A 15,284-nucleotide genomic window follows, 5' to 3' on the forward strand; every position below is an offset into this window, starting at 1 on the left:
CGTCCCCCGCCTGGAACCGTCACCCGCCACCCCCATGGCTCACCCGCTTCTCCACTCGACTCCCGGCAAGCCTAGGAACGCCTACTTGGAAGCCACTTGGGATCCACTGCTCGGCGCACCGCCCGCCGGCGGCCGCCTGACGCTCGGATCAGCGGAAGAGGAGGTCGCCGAAGTTCGGGTCGGCCGGCTCGCCCGGGTCCCTGTCGGTCGGCGAGGGCAGGGCGGTGGGGACGGGGTCCGAGGGGGTGGCGTCCGGCGTGGCCGTGGGGGACGGGCCGGCCGACCCCGTCCCGCCCGGTGTGGGCGTCGGCGTGACCGTGACCGGCACGGACGGCGTGGGCGTCGCGGACGGGCCGGTGGACGGCCCGGGTGACGGCGTCGGGCTCGGCGGCCGGGTCGCGGGACGTTCGCGCCGCGGCTCCCCGGCCGCCCGCCCGTCCCTGCGGTCCTTGCGGCCGGGGGCCTTGCCGGCCTGGCCCGGGGTCCGTCCGGCGACCTGGTCGGCCACCGTGCGGTCCGCGATGACCTCGTAGATCACGATGCTGCCCATGCTGACGGTGAACACCAGGGCCGCGGCGCCGCCCACCCTGGCCCACCGCGGCCTCTTCCCGCGCAGGGCGACCGCCGTGCGCTGCTTCACCCTGTCGCCCGTGCGCTTGAGGTAATGCGTGTAGACGTCGGCGATGACGGTGCTGGCCACGCTCATCATCGCGGCGCCGATCACCGTCCCCGCCGTCCCGAGGTAGGAGGCCGCGACCGCGGCGGTGACCGCGGCCAGGGCGCTTCCCACGATCTGCGGCACGCTCAGCTCCAGCTTCCGCTGCTTGCCGCTCATAGCCAGGATCGTCCCCTCTTGTGGTGCGACGAAGGTGAACAAGCCACCTTGGCCCCCACAGGACGGGACGCCCACGGCGACGCGCGGCACTTTGCCGCGTCCTGGACCCGCGCTTGACGAGGGCGGGAACCGGCCCCCGCCCAGCGGCGGGTCACCGCACGAGCGGAAGCCGGTTCACCCCCGTCATGGTCGGCGTGGGCATGAAGACCACCGGGTCGCCGGGATCGGTGCGCAGGACGCCGACCCGGTCGAGCAGGATGTTCAGCGCCACCCGCCCTTCCAGCCGGGCCAGCGGAGCGCCCAGGCAGAAGTGGATGCCCCGGCCGAAGGCGAGATGCGGGTTGGGGTCGCGGCCGGCGTCGAAGACGTCGGGGTCGGGGAACTGCTCAGGGTCTCGGTTGGCCGAGCCGAGCCAGAGCATGACCACCTTGTCGGCCGGGATCGTCACCCCGCCCAGCTCGACCTCGCGGGTGGTCGACCGGCCCAGCGCGGCGAACGGGGTGAACAGCCGCAACGACTCCTCGATCACGGCCGGGACGGTGGAGCGGTCGGCCCGTACCTTGTCCTGCTCGCCGGGGAAGGCGTCCAGGCACACCACCGTGTTGCCGAGCAGCATCGTCGTGGTGATGTGCCCGGCGAGCAGCAGCAGTATCGCGAAGTTGACGACCTGGTCGTCGGGCAGGCGCTCGCCGTCCACCTCGGCCTCGACCAGCTTGGTGAGCAGGTCGGCGCGGGGCCGCGGGCGGCGCTCCGCGGCGTGCCCGGCGAGGTACTGCGTCATCTCCCGCCATGGTTTGAGGGTGTTCGCCACGTTCGCGCTCTGGTCCTCCACCGGCTCGGCGAGCGAGACCTTGGCGTCGCGCTGGAACAGCCCGTCGGCCCACTGCCTGAACAGGGCGCGGTCGCTGCTCGGCACCCCCAGCAGCTCGGCGATGACGATGACGGGGAGCGGGTAGGCCAGGTCGGCCACCAGCTCCAGGCGGTCGCGGCCGTCGGCCGCGTCGAGCAGCTCGTGGGTGAGCTGGGCGATCCGCGGTTCGAGGTCCGCGACGACCTTGCGGGTGAACGCGCTGCTGACCAGCTTGCGCAGCTTGCCGTGCTCCGGCGGGTCGATCTGGGTGATGAACCCCTTCATCGAGAAGTCCTCGCCCTCCGGCAGCAGCCCCTTGGGGATCAGCCGCATGGTGTCGGAGGAGAACGTGACGGGGTCGGCGAGCACGTCGTGCACTTCCTGGTAGCCGTGGACGTTGTACATCCCGGCGGCGGCGTCGTACTCGACGGACGGGCCCGATCGCGGCCCGTGCAGCCAGAAGTGCTGTTTGGAGATGTTGTACCGTTCGACGATGTCGGACATCGCCTCTCCTTAGTCGTAGATCCACTTTCGGTAGGGCGGGATCAGTTCCTCAAGAATTGCGACGTACTCCGCCGCCGCCGCCTCCAGAACCTCGGCGGACGGCTGCACGGCGGGCTCGAAGGCGTGGCGCACGGTGAAGGCGAGCGCGTCCGCCTGCTCCTCGACGCTCAGCTCCGTCCCGACGGTGTCGATGCCGCCGAGCAGGTAGAAACCCGTGGACGCGGCGCTCAGCGTGTACCGGGGGTGCGGCATGTCGGGCCTGAGCAGGCCGTACCGGTCGGCCACCCGCTGGAACCGCTCGGCCGCGAGGACGTCGTGGCTGCGCAGCGGATGCTTGGCCAGCTTGCCCAGCAGCTCGATGTCGGTGGTGAACAGCGCCCGCAGCAGCGGCCTGCGGCTCATGGAGACGAAGGCCGCCCGCGAGAAACGATGCGGCAACACCTGGGCGGGGTCGTGCCGCAGCAGCGCCGCGAACTCCTCCACGACCTCGATGGACTCCCGCAGCAGCAGCGCCTCGAACAGCTCGTTCTTGGTCCGCCAGTGCAGGTAGATGGTGCCCTTGCCGACCCCGGCGCGGCCCGCGATGTCGTCGACGGTGACCCTGCGGTAGCCGTGACGCAGGAGCAGCTCGCCCGCGGCGTCGAGGATCCGGTCCGCCCTTTCCGCCATGCGCCACACCTCGTGACTAGATATGAAATCTGGTCATCAGTCACGCTACGCCGCACCCGAGCCCCGCACAAGGGACCGCTCAGCCCAGGACGGCCGGCCGCAGCTCCTCCTCGCACCACTGACGGAAACCGGTGGGCGTGCCGGCCTGCGGGGTACGCGGCTCGGCGTTGTCCAGCCCCTGGTTCTTGGCCTCCATCATGTCGGCCATCCCCTGGGCCATCGCCTCCGACCAGCCCTGCTCGGCCAGCATGGCCCTGAACGCCGCCATCGGCACGTGCCGCAGGCCGACCGGCCGTCCCAGCACCTCGGACATGATCCGCGCCATGTCCTCGCCCGACAGGTCCTCCGGACCGAGCACCGGGACGTCGGCCCGCCCGGTCCAGTCGCGGTCGAGCAGCAGCCCGGCGGCCACCGCCGCGATGTCGCGGGTGGCGCAGGCGGGGGCCTTCAGGTCACCGTGGACCGGCGAGAAGAACACGCCCTGGTCCCTGATCACCGCCGCCTGGTCGAGCAGGTTGTCCATGAACGAGGGCATTGTCAGGGCCCGGTAGGGCACGCCCGTGGCGGCGATCAGGTCGTCCATGGCCAGCGAGGCCGTCACGAGACCGGCGTTCAGCGGCAGGCCGCGGCCCAGGGCCGAGACCCCGACCACCCGGCCCACCCCGCGGCGCACGAACGCCTCGCAGGCCGGACGGCTGAAGTCCAGGTAGGCCGCGTCGAGGCCGGCGGCCCGCGGATTCGGCGGGACGATCCAGAGCACGGCGTCGGCGCCCGCGAACGCCTCCTCGACGACGCGGGCGTCGCCGTGCGAACCCGGCACGACCTCCACCCGCTCCCGCACGGCCGCCGGCAGCCGGGCCGGGTCCCGCACGACGACGCGGACCTGCTCGTCCGCGGCCAGGACGAGGTCGAGAACCTGCCGGCCGATCCGGCCGGTGGGCGTGGTGATGACGATCAAGGAGAACTCCAGGGGAATCGGTGACAGTCGTGCTGGGGGGCACGGCCAGTCAACCGAGCGCGGCGGCGAACCTGAAGGACCGATCCGATCACCATTGATACCCTGCGGATATGAATGACCTGGAGGTCCGCGAGCTCCGCTACTTCGTGGCCGTGGCCGAGGAGCTGCACTTCGGGCGGGCCGCCGAGCGGCTGGGCATGGCGCAGCCCCCGCTGTCCCGGGCGATCCGCGAGCTGGAACGCCGGCTGGGCGTGCGCCTGCTGGAGCGCACCACGCGGCAGGTCGCGCTCACCCCGCCGGGCGAGGTCTTCCTGCGCGACGCCCGGGCCGCCCTCGACGCGGTCGCCGCGGCGGCCCGCCGGGTCCGGCACGCGGCCCGTCCCGAGCCGGGGCTCCGGGTGGCGCTCAAGGCCGACTACGACGCCGGGCTGCTGCCGCGGATCCTCGCGGCCTACCGCGACGAGGAGGGCGCGCTCCCGGTCGAGCTGCTGCTGGGCGGGCGCAACGAGCAGGCCCCCGCCCTGCGCGACGGCCGGGCCGACGTCGCGCTGCTGACCACCCCCTTCGACGACCGCGACCTCGACACCGAGCCGCTGCTGAGCGAGCCCCGTCTGGTCGCGCTGCCGGCCGCCGACCCGCTGGCCGCCCGGCCCGTCCTCGCCATGGCCGACCTGGCCGGCCGGCCGCTGCCCGACGGCACCCCTGCCGAGCGGGACGGCGCCGAACCCCTCCCCGGCCACCGGCCGCGCCGCACCGGCCTGGACCTGGCCCAGGTCTGCAACCTGGTGGAACTGGGGAGCGCCGTCTGGTTCGTCCCCGTCTCGGTGGCGCGGCGGCACCCCCGGCCGGGCATCGCCTACCGGGAGGTCGCCGACCTGTCGCCGTCCGAGCTGGCCGTGGGGTGGCCGCAGGGGTCCCGCTCGCCGGCGGTGGCCGCGTTCGTCCGCGCCGCCGTCGCCGTCGCGGTGGGTCTGGGCCCACTTCGTACGGGGGCGTAGCGGGATACCGGGGGAGGGGCATGCAGCCGTACGTTCTCCCAGGTCGGGCGGCACCGCCCGGGAACCGGAGAAGACAGACGTGACAGCCCGCCCGCTCAGGACGATCAAAGGGGTGCCCGGACCTCGCCGAAAAGGGCAGCCTGGCACAATTGGCGCCGTGCCGAAGGACGCTGGCAGGTGAGACCGCCCGCGAGGGGCGGGCCCCTGCGCTGGGGCGCCGAGATCGTGCTCGGGCTCTGCCGCTCGGCCGTCCTGGTCCTGCTGACCTGCCTGATGCCGGCCGTCGGCGTCGTCGTCGGCCACTTCGGCGCCGCGCTGGCCTACTCCTGGTCGGCGAACCTGACCGCGCCCTCGTTCGTCGTGGCCCTGGCGCTGCTGGGCGAGACGCTGGTGGTGATCCTGTGGATCGCCGTCGCCCTGTGGGTCGTGCACCCGCTGACCAGCCGCACCTTCAGCCAGGCCGCCCGCCGACTCGCCGCGCGCTGGCTCGGCCTGCGCATCGAGGTCGCCTACCGCACCCCCTCGCCGGTCACCCGCATGGCCACCGGCCACTGGTGGGACGGCGAGGAGTACCACAAGTCCGAACGGGAGGCCCGCCGCCGCGCCCGGATGAACGCCCGCTTCCACGACCCCCAGCTGCACTGGGACGGGCTGTGGTGCGTGCTCGCCGGGCTGACCGTGCTGCCGGTCGCCGCCCTGCCGCTGGTCGGCCTGGCCGGCGGTGCCTACCTGACGCTCGTCCCGGACTTCCGCGGCCTCGGCCTCGCGCTCATCGTCGCCGGGCTGGCCGCCGCGCCGTTCGCCTGGCGCGTCCTCGGCCCCCTGGCCGGCCGCTTCCTCGGCCCGATCCCGGACTCGCGGCTCGGCCGGCGGGTGGCGGAGCTGGAGGCCGTCCGCGCCGATCTCACCCAGACCCAGGCCGCCGAGCTCGAACGCATCGAGCGCGGCCTGCACGACGGGGCCCAGGCGCGGCTGGTCGGCATGGGCATGTCGATGCAGGCCGCGGAACACCTCCTGGAGACCGACCCCGCCGCCGCGCGCGCCATCCTGGCCGACGCCCGCGCCTCGTCGATCGCGGCGCTGGCCGAGCTGCGCTCGCTGGTGCGCGGCATCAACCCGCCGGTGCTCACCGAGCGCGGCCTGGTCGACGCCGTCCGGGCCCTGGCGCTCGACGCGCCCGTCGAGGTGGCCGTACGCAGTTCCGTGCCCGCGCGGCCCGAGCGTCCGGTCGAGTCCGCGGTCTACTTCGCCGTCGCCGAGCTGCTGGCGAACGTGGCCAAACACGCCCGCGCCACCCGGGCGACCGTCGAGCTCGGCTACCAGCCGCAGGCGCGGACCCTCACCGCGACCGTCACCGACGACGGCGCCGGCGGGGCGAGCGCGTCCGCCGGCTCCGGGCTGGACGGCGTCAGACGCCGGATGGCCGCCTTCGGCGGCCGTCTGGACATCGACAGCCCCCTCGGGGGTCCCACCCGCGTCTCAGTGGCGGTGCCGTGCGAATTGTCATAGCCGAGGATCTCTTCCTGCTCCGCGACGGGCTCGTCCGTCTCGTCCAGGCGTACGGGCACACCGTCGTCGCGGCCGTCGACTCCGGGCCCGCGGCGCTCGAAGCGCTGGTCGGCCACCGTCCCGACGTGGCCGTCGTGGACGTGCGGCTGCCGCCGACCTTCTCCGACGAGGGGCTCCAGGCCGCGCTCGCCGCCCGCCGCGAGGTGCCGGGCCTGCCCGTGCTGATCCTCTCCCAGCACGTGGAGCAGCTCTACGCCCGCGAACTGCTGGCCGACGGCCAGGGCGGCATCGGCTACCAGCTCAAGGACCGCGTGCTCGACGCCGGCCAGTTCATGGACGCGCTCGCCCGCGTCGCCGACGGCGGCACGGCGCTCGACCCGACGGTGGTCGCGAAGCTGCTGGGCCGCCCCGCCCACGCCGACCCCCTCGCCACCCTCACCGAACGCGAGCGCTCGGTGCTCGAACTGATGGCCGAGGGCCTGTCGAACGCGGCGATCGCGGCCCGGTTGTTCCTCAGCGAGGGCGCCATCAGCAAGTACACGACCACGATCTTCGCCAAGCTCGGCCTCGCCGCCGACGACGACACCAACCGCCGGGTGCGCGCCGTCCTCACCTACCTGGGCGCCACCGCCCCCTAGCGCTCGACGGCGCGCTCCTAGCGCTCGACGGTGCGCTCCTAGTGCTCGGCGGCGCGCTCCGCCCGGGACGGCAGCAGCAGCGCGGTCACCACCACCGCCACCGACAGGACCGCGCCCACCACGAACGCCAGCCGCATGCCGCCGAGGGTCGCCAGCGCCTGCGTCAGGCCCTCGGCCCGCAGGGTGTCGGCCCGCGCGCTCATCACGGTGACCACCAGCGCGGTGCCGATCGCCGCGGCGACCTGCTGGAGCGTGCTCAGGATCGAGCTGCCGTGCGGGTACAGGTGCGGCGGGACCGCTCCGAGCCCGAGCGTGAAGACCGGGGTGAAGGTCGCGGCCAGGCTCACCATGAGCAGCGCGTGCAGGCCCAGAAGCTGCCAGTAGGGCATCGTCATCGTGACCTGGGTGAACCCGGCCAGCGCGAGCATGATCCCGATCGCGCCGGGGATGACCAGCACCCGGCCGCCGTGGTTGTCGAACACGCGGCCGACGGCCGGGCCGAGCAGGCCCATCGCCAGCCCGCCCGGCATCACCAGGAGCCCGGTCTCCAGCGGGCTGAGCGCCCGGACGTTCTGCAGGTAGAGAGGCAGCAGGATCATCGACCCGAGCATCGCCATGAAGGCCACCGACATCAGCACCAGCGCCACCGTGTACGTGCGGTGGCGCAACGTGCGCAGGTCCATCAGCGGCGCGCCGCGCCTCTGCAGCACGAGCTGGCGCACCACGAAGACGGCGATGGTGACCAGCCCGGCCGCCGTGATCGCGGCGGCGACGCGCACGTCCCCGCCCTCGAACCGGCTGAGCCCGTAGACCAGCCCGCCGAACCCGGCCGCCGCCGTCACCACGCTGAACCAGTCGATCGTGCTGACCTCGGGCTCACCGGTGTTCCTGAGCTGCCGCAGGCCGCTCCACGTGATCAGCCCGGCGATCGGCAGCACCACCGCGAACAGCAGCCGCCACGACCCGAAGTGCAGGATCACCCCGGAGATCGCCGGGCCCATGGCCGGGGCGACGGAGATCGCCAGCGTCACGTTGCCCATCACCCGCCCCCGGTCCTTCTCCGGCACGACCTGCATCAGCGTGGTCATCAGCAGCGGCATCATCACGGCCGTGCCGGACGCCTGGACGATCCGGGCCCCCAGCAGCACCCCGAACACCGGCGCGACCGCGGCCAGCGCCGTGCCCAGCAGGAACAGCCCCATGGCGGTGGTGTACGCCGTGCGGGTGGTGACCCGCTGCAGGAACCAGCCGGTGATCGGGATGACCCCGGCCATGGTCAGCATGAAGGCCGTGGAGAGCCACTGGGCGGTCTGCTCGGTGATGTGCATGGCGTCCATCAGCCGGGGGATCGCGTTGATCATGATCGTCTCGTTGAGCACGACCACGAACGTCGCCAGCACCAGCAACCGGATCACGGCGGGCGTACGGCCCGAACCGGCGGACACGCCCTTGGCGGATGATTCGAGTTGTGGGCTGGACACGGTACCTCTATCGGTCTCGGGCCCGACCTCGTCACGGCCGGCCTGGCGGTCATGGGTTTCGTCAGCAGTCCTCGTCACCCCCATACTGACCACCCCCACCGACGAAACTCATCGCCGCCCCCGGGAACCGCCCCCTCCTCACCCGCTCCCCAGGCCCTCACCGCCCCACGACCTGGCTCGCGAGAAGGTGAACGTGCTCACGGTGGCGCAGCGCAGCACCGTCATCGAGAAGGGAGTCTGCGGGCTCGGGGTCCCCGCAACCCGGGCTGATTCACGTACTGCCCCGGAAAGCAGAATGTGGAGGCCCGGTCAACCGGTGCCTCCACATGTGTGCGGTGTGTCCGAGGGGGGACTTGAACCCCCATGCCCATCACTGGGCACTAGCACCTCAAGCTAGCGCGTCTGCCTATTCCGCCACCCGGACTTGGTGCCTGCACGCGGGACGTCATCTCGCGTCGGCTCCGTAAGGTTAGCAAACTCTGGGGGGTGAGTCATACCAAGTATCGGCACAGGGGAGAGGCGCCGCCTCTCCGGCGGCCCGCCGGCGGCCCCGCCGGACCGTCCTGATGACCCTCCCAGGTGTCTTCCGTGAAGCGGACCAGCGTGTCCTTGGCCTTTTTCGGGGTCTCTGCTGAAAAGCCCTTGCGGCAACTTTGGGTGCTGCTACGGTTACGGATCGTTGAGGGGTGAGTCCACGGACCGGCCTCACGACGTGAGGCCGGTTCCGGAAGCTGGGAGGTCACGTGGCACGCACGAAGGTCGGGCAGTCGAGGGCGTCGTCCCTCACTGTGCGCCGCGTGCCCACGACGCTCCCGGAGCAGGACACGACCGCCGAGCGGGCCGACCGGATGGCGCGGTTCGCGGCCGGTGCCCGCAGGGTTGTCGTGCGGGCAGTCACGATGGGCGCCCTCGTGGCGGCCGGATGGCTGCTCGCCGTCGTGTTCGGAGCCATGTCCGCCGCTCCGGCGGCCGCGGACGCCACCGCGGCCACCACAGGAGCCGCCGACGCGGCCCCCGCTCCCCTTTCGGTCCCCGGCTACCTCTCGGCGTCGGACAACGCCGAGGCGATGGCCGGCCGCACCGTGGACGGTCTCAACAGCCAGCAGGATCCTGGTCTGCCACCACCATCCTCCGCCGGAAAGATCTTGGACACCGATGGACTGGTGCCCAACGGTGGTGGCAGCGGCCCGTTCGGGCCCGGTATGGGGGATGTCGCGAGGTCCGGTGTCGACCCGCGGCTGCAGTACCAGTCCGCCGTCATGGCGCGTGTGCTGCCCCCCGTCGTCCGCACAGCGGCGGACGACCCTTCCTTCTCACCTGACTGATCCCGCCATCTCCACACTCCCCGGACGTCCCGTCCGGAGAGCGACGGCGGAGCGTGGTCAGATCCCCTCCGCCGGCGGGTGAGACGTCAGTCAACCTGTTCGCGAATCCGAGGTCACCGTTGTGTGCGACCTCGCACGGCCTCGGCTGCCCGCGAACCGTTTCAGGTATCCCCCCAAGAACCACTAGGAGCATTCACCATGCGTACGTGGGCTAGAGCATCTACTCCTGCGGCCCTTCTGGCGGTCGCGGTCATGTCGTTCGGCAGTGGTGCGGCCTTCGCCGACACCTCGGGCAACTCCTCCGTCGGCGGCGGCAACCAGGTCAACCTGCCGATCAACCTGCCCATCGACATCAGCGGCAACGCCGTCGGCGCGGCCGGCCAGTCGTCCGCCGGGTCCCACGGCGGCGCCTCGGTCGAGAACGCCGGCCCGAGCGACATCCCCAACCGCACCTCGGGAAACTCCAGCGTGCTGGGCGGCAACCAGGTCAACGCGCCGATCACCGCGCCGCTGAACGCCTGCGGCAACGCGGTCTCCCTGTTCGGCAAGTCGGACGCGGGCTGCCGGGGCGGCGCGACCGTCCACAACAAGGGCAAGGGCGGCGCCGGGGGCAACCAGACCTCGGGCGACTCCAGCCTCATCGGCGGGAACCAGCTCACGGCGCCGATCACGGCTCCGATCAACGCCTGCGGCAACGCGCTGGCCATCTTCGGCGACGCGACCGCGGGCTGCAAGGGCGGCGCCTCCGTGCACAACAGCGGCGTCGGCAACGCGGGCGGCAACCGCACGTCCGGGCGCTCGTCCGCGCTGGGCGGCAACCAGGTGATCGCGCCGGTCAACGGGCCGATCAACATCTGCGGGAACGCGGTGGCGGTGTTCGGGCGGGCGTTCGCGGGCTGCCAGGGCGGCGCCAGCGTCACCAACTCGGGCGGCGGCGGCTGGCTGCACCACATGGCCGCGCCGGGCTCCACGGGCAACGACACCGACGGGCGTTACGGCGCCGGCAGCGGCAACCAGGTGATCGCCCCCGTCAACCTGCCCATCACGGCCTGCGGCAACGCCGTCGGCAACGCGGTGGCCAACTGCCGGGGCGGCGCGACGGTGCTGAACACCCGCGCCGGTTCCGGGGCGGGCGGCAACACGACGTCCGGGCGTTCGGGCGTGCTGAGCGGCAACCAGGTGATCGCGCCGATCACGGCTCCGGTCAACGTCTGCGGCAACGCCGTGGCCGCCTTCGGCAAGGCGTTCGCCGGGTGCCGGGGCGTCGTCTCGGTCAAGAACGGCGGCCGGGGCGCCGGCGGCAACCACACCTCCGGGCAGTCGGGCGTCGGGGCGGGCAACCAGGTGATCGCGCCGATCACGGCTCCGCTCAACGTCTGCGGCAACGCGGCCGCGGTGCTCGGCGCCTCCAACGCCCACTGCAAGGGCGGCGCGGCCGTCTGGCCGCACAACGGTGTGGGCGGCGGCGGCAACTCGACCTCCGGGCGTTCGGGCGTGCTGAGCGGCAACCAGGTGATCGCGCCGATCACGGCTCCGGTCAACGTCTGCGGCAACGCCGTGGCCGTGCTGGGCGACGCCGCGGCGGGCTGCCTGGGCGGCGCGCACGTCGGCAAGCCGGGCTACCCGGGCGGCGGCTACAACGAGTTCCTGCGGTCCACCGGCCACCAGGCCGCGGCCAAGAGCGGGCTGCTGCCCGCGGTGCCCGCCGTCCCGGCGCTCAACGGTGTCAACGGCACCGGCGCCGTGCCCGGGCTGCCCGACGTCGGCGGCCTGCCGAAGGCGGGCGGCCTGCCGGTTCCCGGCAACGTGACGCAGCAGCTGGAGGGCTCGGGCCTGCCGGTCGGCGGCGGCCTGTCCTCGCTGCCGCTCGTGGACGACGCGTCCAAGACCCTGGGCCTGCCCGCCCTGCCCGAGCTGCCCGGCCTTCCCGGTCAGGCGCAGGCTCCGGTGCAGGGTCCGGCGCAGGCCAGGCCCGGCGAGGTGGACATGCCGGCCAAGTCCTGGGAGAAGCGGGTGCCCGTCCGGCCCGGCAAGCGTCACATGGCCGACAGGACCGACCACGCGCGCAGGGCGCCGGCCCGTCCCTCTTCGCCGCTCTCCCCGGCCACCGACCTGCTCTCCTCCACCCCGGTCGGCGGCGCCGTGACCTCGGCCACCGGCGGCCTGCCGGTCGGCAACCTGAGCCTGATGAGCGCCGCCCAGCCCGCCGGTCTCACCGGGATGAACTCCAGCTCGCTGCTCGCGCTGCTGCTCGGCTCGATGTTCGCCGCGTCGGCCACGCTGTTCGCGACCGCCCGCCGGTTCCGGTTCGGCCGTAAGTAGATATACGGCATAGGTCGGTAACCACAGATACCGCTACCGCTCCACCGCCTGGGAGCGGTAGGCGATAGATGCTTTGCCCGTTCCGGGGGCGCGGCCCGGAGCGGGCAAAGCCATGTCCAGGCTCAGAGCGTGCTGCGGACACGGATGACCTTGCGTCGCAGCCGTACGTGCCGGCTCCCGTCGGGGTGCACCCGCACCCGCGCGAGCTCCCACTGGCCGTACTCTGCGTGTTCGGTCAGCAGTTGACGTGCGGCTTCGCGAGTGAGGTCGCGCGGAATGAAGATATCCATGTAGGAGTAGTCGAGCACAACGATTAGTCTCCAGGGTGAGTCAGGGCGCCATGCCGCTCGATGGGGCTTATTCTGCGTGCTTGTGGGTGGACCCGGAAGCTAGTGGGTAGCCCGGGGGAAGGAAATTTCCGCGAGTCGGGTTACCTTTCAGATCTATGCCGACTCCCGGCAGGGGGATTGCAAGCGAACAGTGAGGTAGGAAGCAGCGTGCCAGCCAAGAACGGCAGCTCCGGCGGAACACGCCTGGTGATCGTCGAGTCGCCCGCCAAGGCGAAGACGATCGAGAAATACCTCGGCGCCGGCTACACGGTCGAGTCCAGCATCGGCCACATCCGTGACCTGCCGGAGCGGGCCGACGACATCCCCGAGGCCTTCAAGAAGGAGTCCTGGGCGCGCCTTGGCGTGAACGTCGAGCACGAGTTCGAGCCGCTGTACGTCGTCAACCCCGACAAAAAGGCGCAGGTCAGCAAGCTGCGGCAGCTGTTGAAGGGTGCTGACGAACTCTACCTGGCCACTGACGAGGACCGGGAGGGCGAGGCGATCGCCTGGCACCTGCGCGAGGTGCTCAAGCCGACCGTGCCCGTCCACCGCATGGTGTTCCACGAGATCACGCCGCAGGCCATCCGCGACGCCGTCGCGAACCCGCGCGACCTCAACCTCCGCCTGGTCGACGCCCAGGAGACCCGCCGCATCCTCGACCGGCTCTACGGTTACGAGGTCAGCCCGGTCCTGTGGAAGAAGGTCAAGCCGCGGCTGTCGGCCGGCCGGGTGCAGTCGGTGGCGACGCGGCTGGTGGTGGAGCGCGAGCGGGAGCGCATGGCGTTCACCTCCGCCCACTACTGGGACCTGCAGGCATTGTTCGACTCGGGCAAGCCCGAGGAGCGGCCGCGTGACTTCACCGCGACGCTGACCTCGGTAGGCGGCAAGAGGGTGGCCCAGGGGCGCGACTTCGCCAGCACCGGGCAGCTCAAGACGGCCGACGTGCTGCACCTGTCCGAGGCCGCCGCCGGTGAGCTGGCCGGCCGGCTCCAGGGCACGTCGTTCTCGGTCAAGTCCGTCGAGCGCAAGCCGTACACGCGCAAGCCGTACGCGCCGTTCCGGACGACCACATTGCAGCAGGAGGCCAGCCGGAAGCTGGGCTTCTCCGCCAAGTACACGATGCAGGTCGCCCAGCGGCTGTACGAGCAGGGCTTCATCACCTACATGCGTACCGACAGCATCACGCTGTCGGAGACCGCGATCGCCGCCGCCCGCTCGCAGGCCATCAAGCTCTACGGCGCCGCGTACGTACCCGACAAGCCGCGCGTCTACACCAGCAAGGTCAAGAGCGCGCAGGAGGCTCACGAGGCGATCCGGCCCTCCGGCGAGGAGTTCCGCACGCCGGGCGAGACCGGGCTGTCCGGCGACATGTTCCGCCTCTACGAGCTGATCTGGCAGCGCACCGTCTCCTCGCAGATGAAGGACGCGGTCGGCGAGTCGATCAGCGTCAAGGTCGGCGGCCGTTCGGCTTCCGGCGAAGACGTCGAGTTCAGCGCCTCGGGCCGGACGATCACCTTCTACGGGTTCCTCAAGGCGTACGTGGAGGGGGCCGACGACCCCTCGACCGACCGCGACGACTCCGAGAAGCGGCTGCCCAACCTGGCCGAGGGCGACGCTCTGACCGTGTCGCGGCTCGACGTGGCCGCCCACTCCACCAAGCCGCCCGCCCGTTACACCGAGGCCTCGCTGGTCAAGGAGATGGAAGACCGCGAGATCGGGCGGCCCTCGACGTACGCGTCGATCATCGGCACGATCCTCGACCGCGGCTATGTGTTCAAGAAGGGCACCGCGCTGGTGCCGTCCTTCCTGGCCTTCGCCGTGGTCAACCTGCTTGAGCAGCATTTCGGCAACCTGGTCGACTACGACTTCACGGCCGAGATGGAGAAGGTGCTCGACGACATCGCCAACGACCGCGCCGAGCGGGTGCCCGAGCTGCAGCGTTTCTACTACGGCGCGGGCGACGGCGACGAGGGCCTGAAGGAGATGGTCACCGACCTCGGTGACATCGACGCCAAGGAGATCAGCTCGTTCCCGATCAAGGGGACGGACATCGTCCTGCGGGTCGGGCGTTACGGGCCGTACCTGGACAGAGACGGCGCGCGGGTCAACGTGCCCGAGGACACCACGCCCGACGAGCTGACGGCGGAGAAGGCCGAGGAGCTGTTCTCGCGGCCGACCGGCGACCGCGAGCTGGGGTGCGACCCCGTGAGCGGCCACATGATCGTGGCCAAGGACGGCCGTTACGGGCCGTACGTGACGGAGATCCTGCCCGAGCCGGCCGAGGACGAGACGCCGAAGAAGCGGACGAAGAAGGCAGACGCCCCCAAGCCGCGCACCAGCTCCCTGTTCAAGACGATGTCGCTCGACACGATCACCCTCGACGACGCGCTCAAGCTGCTGGCCATCCCCCGGGTGGTGGGCGAGCTCGACGGCGAGGAGGTCGTGGCGCACAACGGGAAGTTCGGGCCGTACATCAAGAAGGGCACCGACTCCCGCTCGCTCACCTCGGAAGAGGACCTGCTGACGGTCACGATCGAGCAGGCCAAGGAGCTGTTCGCGCAGCCCAAGCAGCGCGGGCGGCGGGCCGCGGCGGCGGCGCCGCTGCGGGAGCTGGGCGACGATCCGGCGTCGAAGAAGCCGGTCGTGGTCAAGGAGGGGCGTTTCGGCCCCTACGTGACCGACGGCGAGACGAACGCGTCGCTGCGCAAGGGCGACACGGTCGAGGACATCACCATCGAACGGGCCGCCGAGCTGCTGGCCGAGCGCCGCGATCGGGCGCCCGCGCCGAAGAAGACCACGCGGAAGGCCCCGGCGAAGAAGACGACCGCGAAGAAGCCGGCGGCCAAATCGTAAGTAGCATCGACGT

At 71.9% G+C, this 15,284-nt stretch carries 12 protein-coding genes and 1 tRNA gene; 6 read left to right on the forward strand and 7 right to left on the reverse strand.

Annotated elements, in window-relative coordinates; translation table 11 throughout:
- Positions 1-148: 148 nt before the first annotated feature.
- The 4 genes from AB0C33_RS23785 to AB0C33_RS23800 all read right to left on the reverse strand — a co-directional run bounded on the left by AB0C33_RS23785 (position 149) and on the right by AB0C33_RS23800 (position 3,816).
- Positions 149-835, reverse strand: a complete 687-nt coding sequence (locus AB0C33_RS23785) for a hypothetical protein (protein ID WP_358291465.1) — start codon at positions 833-835, stop codon at positions 149-151.
- A 151-nt stretch (positions 836-986) separates the two neighbouring features.
- Positions 987-2,189: a cytochrome P450 gene (locus AB0C33_RS23790; protein ID WP_358291467.1), complete on the reverse strand. Its 1,203-nt coding sequence runs from the start codon at positions 2,187-2,189 to the stop codon at positions 987-989.
- Between the two features lie 9 nt (positions 2,190-2,198).
- Positions 2,199-2,858: a helix-turn-helix domain-containing protein gene (locus tag AB0C33_RS23795; RefSeq protein ID WP_358291469.1), complete on the reverse strand. Its 660-nt coding sequence runs from the start codon at positions 2,856-2,858 to the stop codon at positions 2,199-2,201.
- A 79-nt stretch (positions 2,859-2,937) separates the two neighbouring features.
- A complete protein-coding gene (locus tag AB0C33_RS23800) occupies positions 2,938-3,816 on the reverse strand; it encodes an NAD(P)H-binding protein (RefSeq protein ID WP_358291471.1) in 879 nt (292 codons plus the stop codon).
- Between the two features lie 110 nt (positions 3,817-3,926).
- Here AB0C33_RS23800 and AB0C33_RS23805 point away from each other — a divergent pair, with 110 nt between their 5' ends.
- From AB0C33_RS23805 to AB0C33_RS23815, 3 genes are all read left to right on the forward strand, one after another.
- Positions 3,927-4,814, forward strand: coding sequence for a LysR substrate-binding domain-containing protein (locus AB0C33_RS23805; protein WP_352366157.1), 888 nt, complete (start codon positions 3,927-3,929; stop codon positions 4,812-4,814).
- A gap of 177 nt (positions 4,815-4,991) precedes the next feature.
- On the forward strand, positions 4,992-6,323 hold the full coding sequence (locus AB0C33_RS23810; protein ID WP_358291473.1) for a histidine kinase: 1,332 nt from the start codon (positions 4,992-4,994) through the stop codon (positions 6,321-6,323).
- Positions 6,308-6,961 carry a response regulator transcription factor gene (locus AB0C33_RS23815; protein ID WP_358291475.1) on the forward strand — a complete coding sequence of 218 codons (654 nt, stop codon included), beginning with the start codon at positions 6,308-6,310 and terminating at the stop codon, positions 6,959-6,961. Before AB0C33_RS23810 ends, AB0C33_RS23815 begins: the two co-directional genes overlap by 16 nt.
- 38 nt (positions 6,962-6,999) lie before the next feature.
- Here the strand turns inward: AB0C33_RS23815 and AB0C33_RS23820 are convergent, their stop codons facing one another.
- Both AB0C33_RS23820 and AB0C33_RS23825 read right to left on the reverse strand, forming a co-directional pair.
- On the reverse strand, positions 7,000-8,442 hold the full coding sequence (locus AB0C33_RS23820) for an MDR family MFS transporter (RefSeq protein ID WP_358291477.1): 1,443 nt from the start codon (positions 8,440-8,442) through the stop codon (positions 7,000-7,002).
- 338 nt (positions 8,443-8,780) lie between these two features.
- A tRNA-Leu gene (locus AB0C33_RS23825) sits at positions 8,781-8,866 on the reverse strand.
- A gap of 373 nt (positions 8,867-9,239) precedes the next feature.
- Between AB0C33_RS23825 and AB0C33_RS23830 the strand changes: the two genes are divergently transcribed.
- Positions 9,240-9,767, forward strand: a complete 528-nt coding sequence (locus AB0C33_RS23830) for a hypothetical protein (RefSeq protein ID WP_358291479.1) — start codon at positions 9,240-9,242, stop codon at positions 9,765-9,767.
- Positions 9,768-9,965: 198 nt separating this feature from the next.
- On the forward strand, positions 9,966-12,089 hold the full coding sequence (locus AB0C33_RS23835; protein ID WP_358291481.1) for a chaplin family protein: 2,124 nt from the start codon (positions 9,966-9,968) through the stop codon (positions 12,087-12,089).
- Positions 12,090-12,211: 122 nt separating this feature from the next.
- On the opposite strand, the gene AB0C33_RS23840 is transcribed toward AB0C33_RS23835, so the two are convergent.
- Positions 12,212-12,397, reverse strand: a complete 186-nt coding sequence (locus tag AB0C33_RS23840; RefSeq protein WP_125641854.1) for a DUF5703 family protein — start codon at positions 12,395-12,397, stop codon at positions 12,212-12,214.
- A 189-nt stretch (positions 12,398-12,586) separates the two neighbouring features.
- Between AB0C33_RS23840 and topA the strand changes: the two genes are divergently transcribed.
- Entirely contained in the window at positions 12,587-15,271 is a 2,685-nt protein-coding gene (gene topA / locus AB0C33_RS23845) for a type I DNA topoisomerase (RefSeq protein WP_358291483.1), read from the forward strand.
- Positions 15,272-15,284 lie beyond the last annotated feature (13 nt).

The sequence above is a fragment of the Nonomuraea sp. NPDC048881 genome, assembly GCF_040649795.1.
Classification (GTDB): Bacteria; Actinomycetota; Actinomycetes; order Streptosporangiales; family Streptosporangiaceae; genus Nonomuraea.

Coding starts and splice junctions, on each gene's coding strand:
- AB0C33_RS23790 (WP_358291467.1), bottom strand. CDS start 2,189: ATGTCCGACATCGTCGAACGGTACAACATCTCCAAACAGCACTTCTGG.
- AB0C33_RS23785 (WP_358291465.1), bottom strand. CDS start 835: ATGAGCGGCAAGCAGCGGAAGCTGGAGCTGAGCGTGCCGCAGATCGTG.
- AB0C33_RS23805 (WP_352366157.1), top strand. CDS start 3,927: ATGAATGACCTGGAGGTCCGCGAGCTCCGCTACTTCGTGGCCGTGGCC.
- AB0C33_RS23835 (WP_358291481.1), top strand. CDS start 9,966: ATGCGTACGTGGGCTAGAGCATCTACTCCTGCGGCCCTTCTGGCGGTC.
- AB0C33_RS23795 (WP_358291469.1), bottom strand. CDS start 2,858: ATGGCGGAAAGGGCGGACCGGATCCTCGACGCCGCGGGCGAGCTGCTC.